The following is a 19,536-nucleotide window of genomic DNA, read 5'->3' as shown; positions in this document are numbered from 1 at the left end:
ATTTCAACTCCTACTTAGATTCACATACCTGATTATACATGATTTATGATTTACAAACCATTTGCGATCGCTATATAATGTAAAAGTGCGATGGCTACGCCCCGGCTTGCGCCTACGCACGAAGCATAAAATTAGCACTATCATCCAAAACAATTTGGTTTGTGGCCCCGGATTTATCCGGGGAGAAATCTAAAATCTAAAATCTAAAATCTAAAATCAGATGACCGCTCAAACTCTCGCCCCCCCGGAACAAATTGTCCAGCTATCGGGTATCAGTTGGCAAACCTACGAAACTTTGCTTGCCGAAATCGGCGATAGGCAAATTCGACTGACATATAATCGCGGCAATCTTGAAATTATGGTACCCTCCCCAGAACACGAACGTTTCAAAGAAGTATTCGGTCGATTTGTTGAAACCTTAGCGGAAGAATTAGATGTGAGAATTGAACCTCTTGGTTCAACAACTTTCAAGCGTCCTGAACTTAGCGGTGTCGAACCAGATAAATGTTTTTACATCCAGAATATTAGTGCAGTTAAAGGCAAAAAAAGAATCGACATGAATCCAGATCCGCCGCCGGATTTAGTGTTGGAAATTGATATTACCAGCCGTTCTGAAAATAGCTTGCAGGTGTATGCTGATCTGGGAGTGCCGGAAGTTTGGATTTATAATGGATCGCGACTTAGAATCAACAGATTTGAAAATGGAGAATACGTGGAAAGCGATCGCAGTTTAGCATTTCCCAGCTTACCGATATTAGAAATTGTCAGATTTTTGGAACAAGCAGAAACAATGGACTATTTGGAATTAGTGAAAGCATTTCGGAATTGGGTAAAAAGCCAAATTCAGCAAAACCCATGAAGGACGGATAAACAAAATTTCCAGTTTCAATGGATTAAAAAATGCTGTAGTGTGATAGATTAAAAATTAGGCAGTCCTCAAAATCTCCATCACAGTCTGGCAAAGCCAGCACATCTACCGATATGCGATCGCTAGAGTCTCACAACAAATACCCAGATTGCTTGTGGATGCAATTAGAAGCAATTCCAGTTCCATCGGTTGCAGCCCAAACCCAGCAGTTCGACATTCACTTGAGCCTGAATTTTAACGAGCATTGGGAACCCCTGCTAGGTGGTCGCGTCAAATTTGGTCTGCAAGGCGGGACGCTCAATCTTTATCTAGAAAATTGCGAAATTCCCGTAGCATCGCGTCAGCTAGTCGGTTCTTTTAAGCTTTTGCCAATAGAAGAAACCCTGCCGATTAAAAATAGTGCAGAAATTTTAGTTAGCGAAAATCAGCGGGGAGTTCAGGGCGGCGAGAATCCGCAAAAAAGCAAGGAAACAGAGAGCATATTTTGTCAAGTTTCCACAATAAGCAATGATACAACGCCAGCTTGGATTTTTGCAGTAGAACAGGGCAAATCAGTATTAAAAGGTTTGCTAAAAAGTGCTAAGCTAGGAGAAGTAGCTGCCGATGAATTTCGGATGGCAGCGGCTTTTGAAGCGGCTAAAGAAGATATTTATCTCACAGATGCGGAGGGTTTATGGCCGCACGATATCACGCCAAATCAACATTCAGTTTTAGAAAGAATCCTGACTGTATATTTGCAAGCAAATAAACTCCAACCAGCTCTCAGTTGGGCGCTATTTTCCTACAATTTGCCTCCGGTTGAACCGCGCGAAGCGGAAATTGTCCCGGAAGCTGAATCGGAATTGCAGAAAATGGTCGATCGCGTTATCTCCGCTGAAACAGACAACTTTGTGGAGTTGGCAAAAATTGCCAATCTCAATCCAGCACTGGATTTCGCGGGTAGCAGCTTGCGCGGAACGACTTTAAGTGCAGTGGATTTTAGCAGCGCAAATCTCGATCGGGCAAATTTCCGGGGTGCAAACTTAAGCGATGCCGATTTCAGCGACGCCAACCTGCAAAATGCCAAATTCGGCGGTGCAGATTTGAGTGGCGCTTTCTTAGGAAATGCTGATTTAAGCGGCGCAGATTTGCACAAAGCAAGTCTGGCTTTAGCTAACCTCAGCGGTGCCAATTTGAGCGGCGCAAATCTGCTGGAAGTGAACTTAACAAATACTAATTTCAGCGGTGCGAATGTCGAGGCAGCCAGATTTGGGAACAATTCAGGCATGGATGAGGAGATGCAGGTGAATCTACAGCAGCGAGGCGCAATTTTTGAGGAAGTTTAGTCCCTAAGTGCGAGATCCCTTTGATCCATCTGCGTCCATCCCCGTTTATCCGCCTGCATCTGCGGTTCAAAAAAAGCGTGAAGCGTAGCTATCCCGTAGGGAATCGACCATCATCAAACCTTGTAAAAAAAATCGCTGTTAAAATAGAACCATCATTCCCTCCCAACTCATCTCAACATAAAAGTATATGAAGATAGAAGATTATCCACTTGCCAAAAAATTAATATTAGATGCCGAAGGCAACATTAGTCAAGTCATTCTAGATTATACCGACTATCAGTATTTCCTAGAAGCTATCGAAGATAGAGGACTTCTGTTGGCTATGCGCGAAGTAAAAAATGAAAAGCCGTTAAATTTGCGGCAAGCACTTGCAGAACTGGAAACAGAATGAAAGTAGAATATCTGCCCAGTTTTGTGAAGGATTTAAAAGCTCTTAAAAGTACGCCTGTTTTTCAGCAAATCAAGGAGTTTGCTTTTGGGGAAATTCCCAATGTTAATGATTTACAGACAATAGTTATAGCGTTTTTCACAGCTATGAGGTACACTTGGTAAAGTAAAACTATTTAGAATAAAATCATCAATGCAACCGTATTCACTAGATTTTAGAAAAAAAATAATAGAAGTGAGAGAACAAGAAAATATCTCAATAAGAAAACTAGCAGAACGTTTTAAGGTAGCCAAGAGCTTTGTTCAAAAATTACTAAAAAGAGCCTGCGTAGACAGGAGATATAAGTCAAGAATGCTCGATGAGGAAGTCCACCCACCAAATTCAAGAGCGAACAATTAGTGACTTTAGTGGAAATAATAGAAGAAAATAATGATGCAACTTTAAAAGAACTCACTGAAATGCTTGAGTTAAAAACCGGAATAAAAGTAAGTATATCGACCATGGGAAGAATTAGCAATCAACTCAATTATACTTTCAAAAAAAACACTATATGCGGCAGAGAAAACAAGCGAACGAGTTTAAAAAGTCCGAGTAGAATTTTGGGATAAAATCAGGGTCATCAGGGCAGAAGACCTGATATTTATAGATGAATCCGGAGTTGATATAGCAATGGTACGACTATAGGTCAGAGCCTTAAAAGGTAAAAGAGCGAGAGGAGAAAAACCACTAAAAAGGGGAACTAATATTTCTTTAATATCTGCTTTATCGAGTACAGAAGTAGTAGCTTCAAGAAATATTTATGGTGCAGTAAATGTCATAACATTTGAAGCATTTATCCTGAGAAAATTAGTCCCTAAACTTTGGCAAGGTGCTTGTGTAGTTATGGATAATGCTAAAATTCATTGCGGAGAAATGGTGAAATAATTTATCGAAGAGGCAGGAGCCAAGTTAATTTATTTATCTCCTTACTCTCCCGACTTTTCCCCAATTGAAAATTTTTGGTCAAAAGTGAAATCTCTGTTAAGAAAACTTAAAGCCAGAAATTATTTAGACTTAATTGATTCAATTACAGATGCGATGCTACAAGTTACTAAAAAAGATATTCGTAACTGGTTTGCTCATTGTTGCTACTGTACCTCATTACTATAGGAAACGCTATAAATCAATTTATCTGGGAAGCAAGTTGAGTTGAACTCAAAGCCTAATGATTAAAAAGTTTTCACAATTGAGCGGTTTCTCCCCTGCTCTTTAGCTTCATATAATACTTTATCAGCCGCAGCAATCAAGATTGAGGGGTCAGAGGTGTGCTGGGGAACTACACTGGAAACGCCCAGACTCAAAGTGACGTATTTATTAACAGCAGATTGAGGGTGGGCAATTTTAAGATCTAGCACTTCATGCCGCATCGCCTCAGCGACTTTTAGCGCTCCTTCAGCTTTTGTATTAGGTAGAATTACAGCGAATTCTTCACCTCCGTAACGAGCCAATATATCTGCCGGACGCTTAATAGCACGGCTAATCGCTTGAGCCACTTGCTGTAGACAGAAATCCCCGGCTAAATGACCATAAGTATCATTGTATTTTTTGAAATAATCAATGTCGCCTAAAATCAAAGATAAGGGTAATTGATCTCGTGCCATCCGTTGCCAGTCTTTATTGAGAGATTCATCGAACTGACGACGATTAGCGACCCCTGTTAAGCTATCTAAAGAGGCGAGACACTGTAGCTTGATATTAGCTTCAACCAAAGCAGATTCTGCTTGTTTGCGATCTTTAATTTCCTGTTGTAGCAATGCATTTTGCTCGGCGATTTTCTCTGCTTGCTTCTGAAGTTGGAGATACAGATTGCGGATAATTAGTTGGTTTTTAATGCGAGCTAAAACTTCGGCTGACTGAAAGGGTTTGGTAATGTAATCTACCCCTCCAGCATCAAAGGCTTTTACTTTATCAAATACATCATCGAGAGCGCTGATAAAAATTACTGGAATCTCCGCTGTTTGTGGATGAGTTTTGAGCAACGAGGAAACCTCATAGCCATCCATTTCTGGCATCAAGATGTCAAGTAAAATCAGAGTAGGGGGAGAATTTTGGGCAACTTTTAAAGCTAGCTGACCGTTAATTGCCTTCCGGACTTGATATCCAGACTCGGTAAGGATAGCGGACAAAACTCGGAGGTTGTCTGGATGATCGTCAACGATGAGGATGTTCCCAAAGGAAGCGGGTACTTGATGATTATTCATTAATAGATGCTCGGATTAGATCGAAAAGTATATCTAAGCGAAAGTTATTAACCAAATCTGTGAGGGTGTGTGCTAAACTTGCCTCGCTTTCGGGAATTTGGTCGATTAACTGCAATATTAACTCGTCGTTGGCATAAAGCACCTCTTGTCGGAACTGTGCTATCCACTCCGAAGGCATGACGTTTAGATCCTCTGGTGTTAAGTTTCTCAGTGTTGCTGGCTGGGGTGAGCTATGCTGCAAATCCTCTTGATAGATATAACGGACTCCTAAGTGTTGAGCCATCTTGTCAAATAGCATCGACTCTCGGAAAGGCTTATGTATAAAGTCATCGCAGCCTGCTGTCATAATCTTGGCTCGATCTTCGTCAAAAGCACTAGCAGTTAAAGCAATAATTTTTGTTGCGTTAGTAGGTGATGAGTTGGCAGGTAAGTTGTGATTCTCTCCAGCTATTCCACTTTGCTGTTCCAGAGCTTTTATTTCTCTAGTTGCTTCGTAGCCGTCCATGACGGGCATTCGCATATCCATCCAGATTAGGTGCGGTTTCCAAGTTGACCACAAAGCGATCGCTTCTTGACCGTTAACCGCTTCTCGCACTTCAAATCCTAACGGTTTGAGTATTTTTAAGAGCAACTGACGGTTCTCTTCGACATCCTCAACAACTAGAATGCGGTACACAGGTTGATTTGGCTCTAATCCAATAACCGGCTGGGTAATCGATAAACTCTTCTCATCAGGTTCAGCAACCTCGCTCGCGAGGATATCAAAAGTGAAAATTGTTCCCTGACCGAGTTGACTGCTGACAGCAATTTCTCCTCCCATCATCTCTATGAATTGTTTGCTGATGGGTAAGCCCAACCCCGTTCCTTGCATCGATTTGCGACCTGCTTCTGTTTGGACGAAAGGGTCAAATAAAGTATCCAGTTCATTGGGGGCAATGCCGGGGCCAGTGTCTTCAATTTCAAACAACAAATAGGTTTTGGAGCTGAAGTTTTGGAGGTCAGATTTTTCGGATATCCGACCCTTTTTCACTCGCAATGCAATGTGACCAAAAGCAGTAAATTTTATGGCATTTCCCAAAATATTAATTAAAACTTGACGCAATTTATTTTCGTCAGCTTGCACGTATTGGGGAATATTTGATGCTGGTGGTTCAAAGGTTAGCTGCAAGCCTTTGGAAATCGCTTTGAGTTTGAGCATCTGTTCTAGATCGTTCAGTAGCTGATACAGGTCAAAGCGATTTTCATTGAGCGTAGTTTGACCTGCTTCAATTTTTGCCATTGACAAAATATCGTTGATTAAATTGAGCAAATGTTCGCCACTACGATTGATGATTCTTAGCTGTTCTTTTTGCTCAGAGGCAACGGAACTACTGCGAACCATCACCTGGCTAAAACCGAGAATGGCGTTGAGAGGAGTACGCAGTTCGTGGCTCATGTTGGATAGGAAGCGGCTTTTAGCGATGGATGCAGCTTGGGCGGCTTGGAGCGCTTTTTGCAAGGCTGTTTCTGCCTTTCTGCGTTCTTGAAGCGCAGCTTGCTGTTCGCTGACATCTATGGCATGACCTACGGCACGAATTGCTTGTCCGTTGGCATCTCGCGCGATCGTGCCGTAATCGGACAGGTAAACGTAGTGACCATCTCGATGGCGAAGTTGGTATTCCAACACGTAATAACTTTGAGTTTCGTTCGCAAAGGCTTCAGATCGTTGCTGAGAAATTTTGGGGAAATCTTCTGGGTGAACGTGTTCGTTCCACCACTCGAAGTTAGCTTCAGCTTCTTCAGGAAGGTATCCAACGAGTTCAAACAATCCCCGCGTCCGTAAAACGATATTATGCTTGAGATCCGAGTCGTAAATAAATCCTTTTACTGCCGATGCTGCTAGTTGAAAACGCTCGTTGCTTTGTTGCAGCGCTTGCTCCATTTGCTTGCGATCGCTAATATCGAAGGCTAAACCCTGAAGCACTTGAGTCTGTCCGTCAGCGGCAAGAACGAAATTTGAGATATCTCTTACCCAGATCGTTTTACCATTGCGAGTCATCATGCGATATTCGACGCTCAATGGCTCTCTCGTGGAAATACTGGTGCTTATGGTTTGCAAAACGCGATCGCGATCTTCTGGATGTACGAAATCAGCCCAACTATTAAAGAAGCCAGCAGACCACTCTTCTGAAGGAATTTCCAGCAATTGTTGCAGTTGCGGGCTGATATAAGCTTTCTCGGTTGTTGTCTCAATTGGAGAGATATAAACGACTCCTGGAATTTGCTCAACCAAGGTGCGATATTTATGCTCTGCCCGTTCGAGCTTTTCTTCTGCAAGTTTGCGCTCGGTAATATCTAATATCACCCCATGCCAAACTTTAGAACCATCTTCGCGGCATTCGGGTTGAGCTTGGGCGCGCAGCCATCTTTGTTTTCCAGAAGGAGTTATATTGCGCCATTCAGAAGTGAGAGGTTGCACGTTTTGAACGGCGCGAACAACTGCTTCTTTATGCTCAGGTTCGTCTTCAGAAGAAAATTGCTTCAAAATGGTACTTTGCTCTTCTAGTGCCTGCTCCGGCTCAATTTCAAACATATCTCGGCAACCGAGACTGATATATTCAAACTTGGTCGAACCATCGGGATAGTATCCATAGGAGTAAAGGGTTCCCGGAATACTAGCCGTTAGGTGTTTGAGCCGACCTTCGCTAAGGCGCAGTGCTTCTTCTGCTCGTTTGCGATCGCTAATATCTTCGATAATATACGACAATCTCGGACGACCGCTGGAGCAAATGGAAATCGGGCAAACGCTGGCAGAGAGCCACTTTTGTCCTGTAGGAGTTTCGCGACAGTATTCAAATCTAACCGGAACTTGAGTTTTTACAGCTTCCCTGTAGTGACCCAGCCAAAGTTCTAAAAGCGATCGCGGCACTCCCGTTTGGCTAACGAATTGATTCTGCAACGCTTCTAGAGTGGTGCTTAATAACTGCCCTGTTGCTAGGTTAGCAGACAGAAGCAAAATATCATCTTCATACAGCTCTACAATCCCCATCATCATGACGCTGCTATTGAAGAAAGCTCGCAGGGTAGACTCGCTCTGCTGCAAAGCTACTTCCATTTGTTTCAGTTTGGTGAGGTTACGCAAACTTGCCACCACGCCTGAAATACTGCCATCTGGCTCTACATAAGGAGAGTAGATAGCGCTGAGAAATTTCTCTTCGCCGTTTGCATATTTAAACCACTCTTCGTATTGAACAATCTCTCCACCTAAACATCGGTCTACTTTAGGTTTGATTTGCGTTTCAAACAGGTCTTTACCTAAAAATTCACTAACAGTATATCCGAGTATCTCTTCCTGACAGCGGTTATGCCAAATCAAGTATGCTTGGTTAACAATTTGATAGGTATAGTTGCGATCGATTAAACAAATTGCATCAGTAGTAGTGGCAACAATCTTTTCGTAGCGGCGCAAGTTTTCTTCAGCAAGTTTGCGATCGGTGATATCTCTCCCTACTACTTGCAATTTTACGAGCTGACCGTTGTCATCAAATATGCCTCGGTTAATCCATTGTGTCCAACGTATTTTCCCGCAAGCAATGACTCGATTTTCAACAGTAACAACTGGATTTTGCCAACTGATTTTATTGACGCATTGAGTGACATATTCTCGATCTTCCTCAAGCACAACGGGTTCGTAGTTATATCCCACAAGTTCTTCCCGCGTTATGCCAAAAAATTGGCAGTAAGCTTCGTTGACATAAGTAAAAGTGCCATCGGGTAACAACCGAGCAATTAGTTCTGTCTGATCTTCAAGAATGCCACGATAACGCGCTTCACTTTGCCGCAGGGCCTCTTCTGCCTGTTTAGAAGCAGTAATATCAGCAAACGAGCATACAACTCCCTTAGGAAGAGATTCATCAAATCGAAATATAGGTCGAGTATTAATGGAAATCCAGGTAAAACTACCATCTGGTTTGTGGACTCCCATCACCACGTTAGAGAAAGCTTTACCCGTTCGCAGCGTCACCATTGCCGGGTGTTCTTCTCCGGGGAAGGGCGAACCGTCTTCGCGAAGTGTTCGCCAAGCGGGATCGAGAGAAGTGCGCCCCATCATTTGCTTGCGAGACAAGCCCAAAATGCGTTTGGCACTGGCATTACAAGTACGAATCGCACCGTTAGCATCTTGCAAGACAATACCCTCTGCCATCGCTGCTATCACACTACGGTAGCGTTCTTCGCTTTCTTGGAGAGCGGCTTGCGCGCGCTTGCGTTCGGTGATATCGCGCACGAGACACACGACCTCATCGACAGCACTTTTCACAATGCGCGTTTCGTAGCTGTAGATGCCATCCGGTTTTTCCAGGTCGTGTTCGTAAAGTTGTGGCGTTCCAGTTTCCGCAACTGCCTGGAAACGTTCGAGCAAGTCGGTTTTAATTTGTTCGGGAATGGGCGTTTCCTGTAACTTTGTGCCAATTAGCATTTCGCGCGGTACCAACAAGGAGGTGTCATTTCCTGCCACATCTAAATAAGTGCCATCTACTCGATGCCTAAACATCAAATCGGGGATGGCACTCAAAAGCGCCTGCATTCGTTCTTCGCTTTGTCGGAGAGCGGCTTCTGTCTTCTTGAGTTCGGTAATATCTGTCGAAATACCGCACAGGCCATAAACATTGCCGTCAGAATTTTTTAGAGGAACTTTGGTCGATAAAACGTGATGCAGCTCTCCATTATTATCAATTCCAATTTCCTCAAAGCGATGGACGACACCGCTGTTTGTTACGCGATCGCAAGTTTCTTTGTAAGCTAAAACAAATTCTTCAGCAAAAAATTTGCAATCGTTCGCTCCAATAATTTCAGATGCGCTACACCCAAAAAATTCCTCAGTTAAGCGATTGACATAGATGTAGGTGCCATTCAAATCTTTGATATAAATACAAGCCCCTGCATTATCTAGGACGGCTGATAGTTTAGCTTCGCTGCGCCGTAATTGGTCTTCTATTTGCTTGCGTTCCTCAATTTCCTGCTCTAATTGAGCATTTGTTTGAGTCAGTGCAGCCGTGCGTTCTTGTACCTGAGCTTCTAGAAGTTGATTGTAATCTTTTAGGAGTTGTTCTGATTGTTTGCGCTCGGTAATGTCGGTAAGAGTGCCGATGTAACCGATGATGTTTCCATCAGCGTCTTTTTGGGCGATCGCTTGTGCCAATACCCAGATAATGCTGCTATCACGCCGCTGCAAGCGGATTTCGCAGTAATAGGGAATGCCTTGTTGTACGAAGCTATACCAAGCAGTAGTAACGCGATCGCGATCGTCTGGATATATCGGCGTTGCCCAACCCTCACCGATTAATTCTCCTAAAGAAAGCCCGGTCATCTCTAAACAGCGTTCGTTGACGTACACGCAATAGCCTTGAGTATCGTTACGGAAAATTCCTACAGGTGCAGTTTTCGCTAAAGTTGCAAAACGCTGTTCGCTTTCCTGCAATGCTTTTTCTGCTTGTTTGCGTTCGGTGATGTCGGTAACAATTCCGGTGGCAAACCAGTAATCCTCAGATTTGTGTTTTCTAGCCAGCAAAGTGTTAGATAACCAGCGCAAATTACCATCTTTATGGCTGAATCGATACTCGATGGTTATTTGCCGTCCGGCATACAAATCTTCCATTGCTGGCAGCACGATGGCCTCTATATCTTCGGCAGGAACTCTAGAAAGCCACAAATTAGGATCGGCAGCAAATTGTTCTCCTTTGTAGCCAAGAATCTCCTCTCCATTGGGGGAATAGTAGTTGTATTCCCAAACTTTATCGGGATGGATGCGGGCAGAGGAAATAAAAGCGGCTGTATTGTCAAGCACTTCTTTGAGCCTGGTTTCCGATGCTTTCAGGGCAGCTTGTGCTTGTTTGAGTTCGCGTAGCGCGGCTTGCCGTTCGCTAATTTCCTGCTGCAATTCCTTATTTGCTGTTGCGAGTAGGGCAGTACGTTGTTTGACTCTGACTTCTAACTCGTCGCGAGCTTGTTTTAGAGCTGCTTCTGCAAGTTTGCGCTCGCTGATATCGCGAGCGATCGCTAAAACCGATTGCACCGAGCCATCACTGCCAAACTCAGGCACCACGCGAGAAGCATAATAAGTTAGCCCTGCAACAGATGGAATTTCGTATTCAATGTTTTGCTCGCGACCTGTTTCAAATACTTGCTCAATGGCTGTTCGCCAAAGATTAACTAGCGTTTCGGGCGTACCCAACTCGTTAATAGTTTTACCGATAAATGCAGCGGGAGGAATTCCCGATTGTTTTTCAACCGTGGGGTTGATATAAAGATAGCGGCACTCCCGATCCAATCGCATGATAATGTCGGGCGCATTTTCTACTAAAGCGCGGAACTCTTGTTCTCGCTGTTGTAGAGCTGCCTCTGCTTTTTTGCGATCGGTAATATCAATCGCGACTCCGCCAACCAACACTTGCCCTGATGAACTGGGCAGAGGAAACTTGTAAACCAAAAACTCGCCAATGCTGCCGTCCTCAAGGGGAGCCAGTTCAATTGCTTCGAGCGTTTGATTGGTTTCTACAACTTTACGAATATTTTTCAAATATTCTTGACTGAATTCTGCTGGATAGATGGAAAGGTCTGTTTTGCCAATTGAATAGTTACTTGGCAAATTGAACATCCGGAAATAGGTTTGGCTGCAGTAAAGAAATCGTCCATTTCTATCGGTAATCCAAGCAGCAGCAGGACTGTGATCCATGAATGCTTGGAAGCGAGCTTCACTTTCTTTCAAAGCGTTTTCAACCCGCTTGCGCTCCGTGATATTCACGCTGATACCGAGTAAGCGAGTTCGCAAATCGCGATCTACTAAAGGCGTTAAGGTGGTGAGAAAGCAACAAATCTGTTCTCCAAAAGGCAGATTCTCCTCATAAGAGATTGTTTTACCTTGCTGCAAACAGTCATAGTAGCGCACCCGAATCGTAGCAGTTGTCTCGATGTCCCACAGTTCGTCCAGCCGTTTACCAATCCAATGCTCGTCCAAAGTTCCACTTGGGGTTCCAATAGCTCGATTCATGCTGACAAATTGAAATTCGCCATCCTCAAGCTGCTCCACCACCCAAAGGGTGTCTGTCACAGAGTTATAAATGTTGCTTAAAAACTGCTCCCGCTCTTGAAGGGTTGCTTCTACCTTGATACGCTCTCTAATTTCCTGCTTTAGTTCTCGATTAGCTGCCTCCAATTGTGCGGGACTGGGGAGTGCTAATATTTTTGGGATTAACGGCACCAGCGCTATAGCTGTCACCACTGAAACCAATGCGGTGATGGCTTTGAGGCAGCCACTCAGCCAATAGGTAGGATGCCAAAGCGTCCAGATCTCCATCAGGTGAGTGGTGCCACAAGCGATGATAAACGTGCTAAATAGCAGAAATATCCAAGGGTAGGGCAAATCTTGTCGCTTGCGAACAAAATAGAGCAAGGTGATGGGAATTGAATAATAAGCCAGGGCAATCAGCGAGTCGGAAGCGATATGAAGGCTCACCAATCCTGGCTTCCAGAGATAGCAATGCCCGTGAGGGATAAACGGTGCTATAGCAAAAAGGTTTTTCCAAAGTTCCAGCATTTTCTTCTAACTGCAATAACGACTTTTGCGATCGCCCTGGGAGGGTGACAACCCGCCTGAAATCTTTATGGAGTAAAGATTTTGCCCATTTATGCTAAAAAAAGATAGGCAACCGAATTGTTACAAGCTAGCCTACCCCAAAGATAATGTTACCCCATTGGTAACAAGTTAGAAGGGAGGAAATTTTGTCAATACCCCTTTGTGTAGAAATATATAGCGTTTTTCACAGCTATGAGGTACACTTGGTAAAGTAAAACTATTTAGAAGAAAATCATCAATGCAACCGTATTCACTAGATTTTAGAAAAAAAATAATAGAAGTGAGAGAACAAGAAAATATCTCAATAAGAAAACTAGCAGAACGTTTTAAGGTAGCCAAGAGCTTTGTTCAAAAATTACTAAAAAGAGCCTGCGTAGACAGGAGATATAAGTCAAGAATGCTCGAGGAAGAAGTCCACCCACAAAATTAAAGAGCGAACAATTAGTGACTTTAGTGGAAATAATAGAAGAAAATAATGATGCAACTTTAAAATAACTCACTGAAATGCTTGAGTTAAAAACCGGAATAAAATTAAGTATATCGACCATGGGAAGAATTAGCAATCAACTCAATTATACTTTCAAAAAAAAACACTATATGCGGCAGAGAAAACAAGCGAACGAGTTCAAAAATCCCGAGTAGAATTTTGGGATAAAATCAGGGGCATCAGGGCAGAAGACCTGATAGTTATAGATGAATCCGGAGTTAATCTAGCAATGGTACGACTATAAGTCAGAGCCTTAAAAGGTAAAAGAGCGAGAGGAGAAAAACCACTAAAAAGGGGAACTAATATTTCTTTAATATCTGCTTTATCGAGTACAGAAGTGGTAGCTTCAACAAATATTTATGGTGCAGTAAATGTCATAACATTTGAAGCATTTATCCTGAGAGAATTAGTCCCTAAACTTTGGCAAGGTGCTTGTGTAGTTATGGATAATGCTAAAATTTATTGCGGAGAAATGGTGAAAGAATTTATCGAAGAGGCAGGAGCAAAGTTAATTTATTTATCTCCTTACTCTCCCGACTTTTCCCCAATTGAAAATTTTTGGTCAAAAGTGAAATCTCTGTTAAGAAAACTTAAAGCCAGAAATTATTTAGACTTAATTGATTCAATTACAGATGCGATGCTACAAGTTACTAAAAAAGATATTCGTAACTGGTTTGCTCATTGTTGCTACTGTACCTCATTACTATAGGAAACGCTATAACTTAAAAAAATTGAAAGGCGAGGATAATGCGTATCGGTTTCGGGTTGGCGACTATCGAATAGGTTTTTATTTTGATGGCGAAACAGTTACTTTTGCAAGAGTTCTTCACCGGAAAGATATTTATCGCTACTTTCCACCCTAAAGCTGTTTTCACTCTTACAGTTTAATTAAATAAAAAGCGATCGCCCTTTTATCCATATCCGTCCCTCGTGGCACGAGCGTCTCGCCTGTGCTTCCGAATGGGGTCAAAAAGAGCGATCGAACTTCCAAACAAATTATCCTTCATCCTCCGACTTTACAGGAGCACGCCCAGAAATCACAATAAATCCCACAGACTCAAGAGTCATGTGCGGGCGGCGAATACCCGCTAAAACCGCTTGACTCAACAAACTTTCCGTACTGATTTCATCAGCCAAAACCGATTCTAAAGCTTGTTCGGATTTAGAAAGTCGATTCAAGCGCAATTGCAATTGATTTACCCGGTTTTCGAGTTGGATTGCAGCACTGACAGCAGATTGCTCGCACATTTCCACAAAAGCCGATCGCCCGCGCAGCAATTCCTCCGATACCACCCGTCCCTTTTGACAAAAATCATCCCATTCTAGCGGATCGACAAAACTGTCAATCAGCGACGTGCGATTTTTCGACAAATTGTAATCCCGATTCGGCCCGCCTTTCCCCTTATAAGCCCGCTGCAAAATCGCCAGAAGTTCCGCATCTTCCACCAGAGACATCGGCTCGGTACGAGCATCTACAAACACAGTTTCAAAAGTTTGCAGAAACAGAGCATCAGCGCGGCGCTGCAAAGCTTTCAAGTTGTAATTTTCGATATTTTGTGCTTGCAAAACTTGCTCGGCAGGCTGCACATCAGTCTGGATTGAATAATTAAACTGGAAGCCGAACCACTCCTTCCCAGGCGCATCATCCCAACTTTCATCATGGCGCCACATGGCAAAAGCTTGACCGCGATCGTCCCAGCGAATATAAGAGCCAAGTGCATCAACTAATCCCTCACCAATTCGGTAAAGAGCGACATCCGCATTCTGATAAGCAATACGGCGATTGTAACTGCCATATTGCTGGCAATAAGGAATCAATCTGGTTCTCAAATCGTTCGACGGAATCAACGTTTTTTGAGTAGGTTGATAGCGCAGCAACCCCGATACACTCGGATGTTCGATTTGTTTGAAGTGGAGAGCTTGACACAACCAACCTTCAGTCGCCCGCTGCATTTCTTTATGCTTAGCATCGCAGTTGTCGAGAGATTCAAAATACTGAGATGCACTGTCATCAAGAGTATCAATTTCATCGAGAACGTACTGTTCGTCAATTTTGATTTTCTCTTGTTCGATTTCAGTTTTAATCGCTTCAATTTCGCTGGATAAGCCCTTGCCTCCCTCAGCAAACAACTTTTCTTCAAGTTTGATAATTTTTGCCTCAGCATAAAACTGAAGGCTGGCAATAGATTTGTTGAAGATATCAAACCCATCTTTTAAAACTTGAAACCAAGCTTCGTGGGGACTCTCTGGCAAATCCGGCCCTGCAAACAAACAAAATTGCACTCCCATTTTGCTGCCAATGCGATCGACTCTGCCGAGTCTTTGTTCTAACTGGTTGGGAAACCAGGGCAAATCGAAGTGAACTAACCAATCTGTCAATTGCAGGTTTACCCCTACTTCCGCCGATCGATCGCACACTAAGATAAAGCAATGGGGTTCAGTCTTAAACCGCTTGAGACTAGCCTCAACATCATCAGCCGATTTGCTCGTGTCATGGCTGGCGATCGCATTTTTACCAAAGATTTTAGCTAAATTTTCTGCAATCTCTTTACAAGTTGCCGTAAAACTGGTAAAAATCACAATTTTCGGGAAACGCTCGCCGGGAATCGGTCGTTTAATTTGCTGTTGAATTCTCGACAGCAAATCGCGAGAATTGCTGTGATACTCGCGCGGAACCTTCAAAGCAACTGCGAGAAATCGGAGAATGGCGATTCGTAACAAACTCAGTCGATCGAGCCCTTCCTGGGGCTTTTCCAGCGTGTTGAGCAAGGTTTCCAGCATTTCCCTTTCTTCGGGAAACAGCGCAGTTTTGGTCAAAATTGCTGTGTCATTTTGTCCAAATTCGCGATCGAGTTCTGGAGTCGATTTTTTCTGCAAGCGAGCTTTGACAACCCGTTCTAAAACATTCAGCCAAGTACCAGAAGCGCGGAAAAACAGCAGAAAAATTCTCTGATATTCGCTCGACTTGGGAGCGACTGTGCGCCATTTATCGAGTACGGTTTGAATTTCCGACCACTGTTCATCATTCAGATCGTACTCGGCTTTGGGGACAGCATCTCGGTCGAAAATCACATCCTCAACCGCATCCCGGCGGTTGCGAAGGATGCGGCGATGCAGGCGGTAAGTATCGCTAACGTGAGTGCGAATAGTTCGGACAAGGCGAGCCTGTTCTGCTGTTTCTTTAGTTTTCAAACAGCTTTCTAACTCTGTTGCCAATCCGATTAAATAATCATCTTTTGCAAAAAGAGTGCGGAGTTGAGCGAGTTTGGTTTGCAAAACAGCAGGCTTGGCATTTTCTCGAAAATCCAGCAAAGCGCGGCCGATTTCTTGACGGTTTTGCACCTGTTCTTTGAAGCTTTCCAGATCGTCTTGACGGTAAGTTGTGGGATCTAGCAAGTGCAGCATCGTTAGAAAATCTTGCTCGCGGCCGAGAACTGGCGTTGCAGATAATAACAATACATTTTTACTTTTTTGAGCTAGTTTCTGACAAAGTTCAAAGGACTGCTGCTGAGCGCGATCGCTCGAATTTGCCATTGCCGCCACATCATGCGCTTCATCCACAATCAAAAAATCTAGGTTAGCGTTGCGGCTAATTTGATTGATGTCGCTAACAGCAACAAGCTGCACTCGGTCAGCAAAATGAGACAAATAGAATTTATTTTCCAACTCCTGCCGCCACTGTTCGAGCAAATATTTCGGAACCAGTACCACAGCGCGTCCGTTAGGTTCGTCTAGCAGGAATTGGCGGAGAATTGTGCCGGCTTCTACTGTTTTTCCCAGTCCTGGTTCGTCTGCCAATAAATAGCGCACGATTGGGTCTTCTAGGACGCGGCGGACGACTTCTACTTGGTGCGGATAGAGGTCTATGTTAGCAGAAATTAAACCCGTCATGCCGCGGCTGACGGCCCGCTGTTCGATCGCAGATTGAACGAATGCCAATCGGCGATCGTGAAAATACGGCGTTTCTTGACCTTTGACTGCTAAAATGTCGATCGGATCGGCGATCGGGATATTGCAGCGGACGTAAAGTTCGGTTTCGACAGCTTGCAAACTTTGGCTGTCGGGGAGGTCAATTTCGTACTCTAATTTATCTTCATCCCAGTCATAAACTCGCCCAATTATCCATCTTTCCTGAGTTGTACTCCAGAGGTAGCAGCGGGTTTGGCGCTGAAGTCTAGCTTCTTGCAGCAAACCCAATGGCACAGTTTTGCGGATGCGGTTTTTAACTGAGCAAAAATATTCAACTACGGCATCAGTACGCGATACCTCGACAACTTTTCCGACTCCCAAATCGTTTCTGGGCGATCGAACTAACGAACCAACATCAATCATAGTTTTAGCCTGATAACATTTACTAGAATACAGCAAATCCTTTCACGTTAAAAAAATTAGCAAAAGGCGATTTTTGCCTGCGTCACTTTTCTAGTCAAATGACAGTAAATCTAGTATTCTCAAAACAATAAGTTTAGCATGGTAAATAACATTTTGGGAAGTTAATAAATATGCGGGCAGCGAATAAGAATAAGTAATTACGAGGAAGGAAAAATAACGCCTGCATTACCGGATTCCCATTTCGGATATTTCTGCATAACACTGCTATAAATTTCCGACTCTGTAAACCCTGCTAACCAAGCTTGTAGCTGCGGCCAAGGCTGTTCGTTGAACCAATTTCGATCGGTATGAGCGAATTGACGAACAAAAGGTGCGATCGCCATATCAGCGAATGCTACATTGTTACCAAATAAATATTTAGTGGCACTTAACTGTGAGTTGAGTTTTTCCAGGAGTAAAGAACCTTCATAACGATGTACTTGGGCATCAACACCGCGATAACGATCGGGGTACTTATAATGGTCAAGATGATATTTAAACCTATCATCAAATAGAGCAATTTGTTCCAGCATTTCTGCAACAGAACCTTGCTGTGGCATCAACCATTTTTCAGGATCGTGTTGTCTCAATGCCCACAACATGATATCGATACTTTGATCGAGTACGCGCCCGTCAACATCAATCAATATTGGTACTGTACCTTTGGCAGATACTTCCAACATCTCTTGTGGTTTGTCTCGCAAAACAACTTCCCGCAACTCACACACCCGATTGCTAACCATCAAGGCCAAGCGCGCGCGCATAGCATAGGGACAGCGGCGAAAGGAATACAAAATCGGATATGTTGCTGACATATAATTAGTCGATCGCGCGATCGGGTTTTTCGGGTTCCAAACCCGGTTTCTTGGTATATTTCTCGTCGCCAAACAAGATTTTTCGTATAAACTGGGTTTCTTTGAGCTTAGTGCCAATACTACACGAGTCAGAAACCCGATTTCTTTCTATATTTCTCATCGCCAAACAAGATTTTTCGGAGAAACCGGGTTTCTTTGAGCTTAGTGAATAATCATATTAGTCGATCGCACCATCTACTTTTTCCTTCGCATCATCGTAGCGCGCGCCTATATGTACTTGGTTGCGACGCTTAGCAAGCTCAATCTGACGTTGACGTTCAGATAAGGCTTGTTTTTTGGTTTCAGTTTTGGAGTCATGACAATGAGGACAACTCACACCAAGTACAAATAATTCAGAAGCCTTATCTTCCTGACTAATCGGGTGACGACAACCGCGACAAAGTTCATAATTACCCGACTTTAACCCCTGACCAACAGAAACCCGTTCATCAAAGACAAAACATTCACCTTCCCAACGACTTTCTGCTTCCGGCACCGTTTCCAAATATTTTAAAATTCCGCCTTCGAGATGATAGACTTCATCAAAACCTTGACTGCGCAAAAAAGCAGTAGATTTCTCGCAGCGAATACCACCCGTGCAAAACATTGCCACCTTGGGTTTATTGCGTAAAGCAGTTTCCCGCAGCACCCATTCAGGTAATTCGGAAAAGCTTTTTGTTTTTGGATTAATCGCGCCTTCAAAAGTACCCATAGATACCTCGAAGTCGTTACGCACATCAACCACGACAACATCGGGATCGTCAAGCAGCTTATTCCACTCATCAGGCTTAACATATTTGCCAGCCATGAGGCGGGGATTAATGTCCGGTACCCCCATCGTGACTATTTCGCGCTTCAAGCGTATTTTCAAGCGATAAAAAGGTGCTTTTTCCGAGAAAGATTCCTTGTGTACCAGATCGGCAAAACGCGGGTCACTGCGCAAGAATGCCAGCACTGCGTGTACGCCCTCGGACGTACCGGCAATAGTGCCATTGATGCCTTCTTGGGCCAGCAAGATAGTGCCTTTGACGTTGTTGTTGTTGCAACAATCGAGTAGCGGTGCTTTCAGCTCAGCAAAATCAGGTAGTTCAACGAACTTATATAAAGCAGCGGTTAAGAAATAAGCCATAGATTGAATTTATAGCACTAATTAATTTTCATAATTCTATGAAAATTCATTCAAAGCGGACGGTGGGACTCGAACCCACGACGTTCAGCATGGGAAGCTGACATTCTACCACTGAATTACGCCCGCGCTTAGTGTTTTTTACCTGCTTTCACCTTCTTTGATTTTTGAGGCGTCGCGGTAAAAAACGACTAGAAAAACATTGTACAACTATTTTCTGATTTTGAGTATAACATTTTGACGGTCAATATTGGGCGGCAGCCGA

Annotated in this window: 11 protein-coding genes, 1 tRNA gene and 2 pseudogenes; 7 read left to right on the top strand and 7 right to left on the bottom strand. The window is 43.5% G+C overall.

The window, feature by feature from the left end:
• The first annotated feature begins 220 nt into the window (after nt 1-220).
• From QUA13_RS15260 to QUA13_RS15240, 5 genes and pseudogenes are all read left to right on the top strand, one after another.
• Nucleotides 221-859, top strand: a complete 639-nt coding sequence (locus tag QUA13_RS15260) for a Uma2 family endonuclease (protein ID WP_333199754.1) — start codon at nt 221-223, stop codon at nt 857-859.
• Nucleotides 860-981: 122 nt separating this feature from the next.
• Nucleotides 982-2,193 (top strand): pentapeptide repeat-containing protein, encoded by a 1,212-nt coding sequence (locus QUA13_RS15255; RefSeq protein WP_333199752.1) that lies wholly within the window; start codon nt 982-984, stop codon nt 2,191-2,193.
• Nucleotides 2,194-2,380: 187 nt separating this feature from the next.
• Complete coding sequence (locus QUA13_RS15250) at nt 2,381-2,584, top strand: hypothetical protein (RefSeq protein WP_172186847.1); 204 nt, start codon at nt 2,381-2,383, stop codon at nt 2,582-2,584.
• On the top strand, nt 2,581-2,745 hold the full coding sequence (locus tag QUA13_RS15245) for a hypothetical protein (protein WP_333199750.1): 165 nt from the start codon (nt 2,581-2,583) through the stop codon (nt 2,743-2,745). Before QUA13_RS15250 ends, QUA13_RS15245 begins: the two co-directional genes overlap by 4 nt.
• A 28-nt stretch (nt 2,746-2,773) precedes the next feature.
• Nucleotides 2,774-3,730, top strand: a pseudogene (locus tag QUA13_RS15240) (IS630 family transposase).
• A 59-nt stretch (nt 3,731-3,789) separates the two neighbouring features.
• Here the strand turns inward: QUA13_RS15240 and QUA13_RS15235 are convergent.
• Nucleotides 3,790-4,821: a PleD family two-component system response regulator gene (locus QUA13_RS15235; protein WP_333199748.1), complete on the bottom strand. Its 1,032-nt coding sequence runs from the start codon at nt 4,819-4,821 to the stop codon at nt 3,790-3,792.
• Complete coding sequence (locus QUA13_RS15230) at nt 4,814-12,394, bottom strand: PAS domain S-box protein (protein WP_333199746.1); 7,581 nt, start codon at nt 12,392-12,394, stop codon at nt 4,814-4,816. Before QUA13_RS15230 ends, QUA13_RS15235 begins: the two co-directional genes overlap by 8 nt.
• Before the next feature lie 277 nt (nt 12,395-12,671).
• Here QUA13_RS15230 and QUA13_RS15225 point away from each other — a divergent pair.
• Nucleotides 12,672-13,629: pseudogene (locus tag QUA13_RS15225) on the top strand (IS630 family transposase).
• Complete coding sequence (locus QUA13_RS15220; protein ID WP_333199744.1) at nt 13,553-13,783, top strand: type II toxin-antitoxin system RelE/ParE family toxin; 231 nt, start codon at nt 13,553-13,555, stop codon at nt 13,781-13,783. The pseudogene QUA13_RS15225 and the gene QUA13_RS15220 overlap by 77 nt, the downstream one beginning before the upstream one ends.
• A 133-nt stretch (nt 13,784-13,916) precedes the next feature.
• On the opposite strand, the gene dpdE is transcribed toward QUA13_RS15220, so the two are convergent.
• The 5 genes from dpdE to QUA13_RS15195 all read right to left on the bottom strand — a co-directional run bounded on the left by dpdE (nt 13,917) and on the right by QUA13_RS15195 (nt 19,400).
• On the bottom strand, nt 13,917-17,252 hold the full coding sequence (gene dpdE / locus QUA13_RS15215) for a protein DpdE (RefSeq protein WP_333199742.1): 3,336 nt from the start codon (nt 17,250-17,252) through the stop codon (nt 13,917-13,919).
• 197 nt (nt 17,253-17,449) lie between these two features.
• Nucleotides 17,450-18,106 (bottom strand): glutathione S-transferase, encoded by a 657-nt coding sequence (locus QUA13_RS15210; RefSeq protein ID WP_333199740.1) that lies wholly within the window; start codon nt 18,104-18,106, stop codon nt 17,450-17,452.
• A 4-nt stretch (nt 18,107-18,110) separates the two neighbouring features.
• Nucleotides 18,111-18,266 (bottom strand): hypothetical protein, encoded by a 156-nt coding sequence (locus QUA13_RS15205; protein ID WP_333199738.1) that lies wholly within the window; start codon nt 18,264-18,266, stop codon nt 18,111-18,113.
• Nucleotides 18,267-18,323: 57 nt separating this feature from the next.
• Nucleotides 18,324-19,274: an oxygen-dependent tRNA uridine(34) hydroxylase TrhO gene (gene trhO, locus QUA13_RS15200; protein WP_333199737.1), complete on the bottom strand. Its 951-nt coding sequence runs from the start codon at nt 19,272-19,274 to the stop codon at nt 18,324-18,326.
• A 54-nt stretch (nt 19,275-19,328) separates the two neighbouring features.
• Nucleotides 19,329-19,400: transfer RNA gene (locus tag QUA13_RS15195), tRNA-Gly, on the bottom strand.
• Between the last annotated feature and the right edge of the window lie 136 nt (nt 19,401-19,536).

This window comes from Microcoleus sp. S28C3 (assembly GCF_036700785.1).
In the GTDB taxonomy this organism is placed as follows: Bacteria; Cyanobacteriota; Cyanobacteriia; order Cyanobacteriales; family Microcoleaceae; genus Microcoleus; species Microcoleus asticus.
Note: the sequence above shows the minus strand (reverse complement) of the source record. Positions and strands in the feature narration are given on the sequence as shown.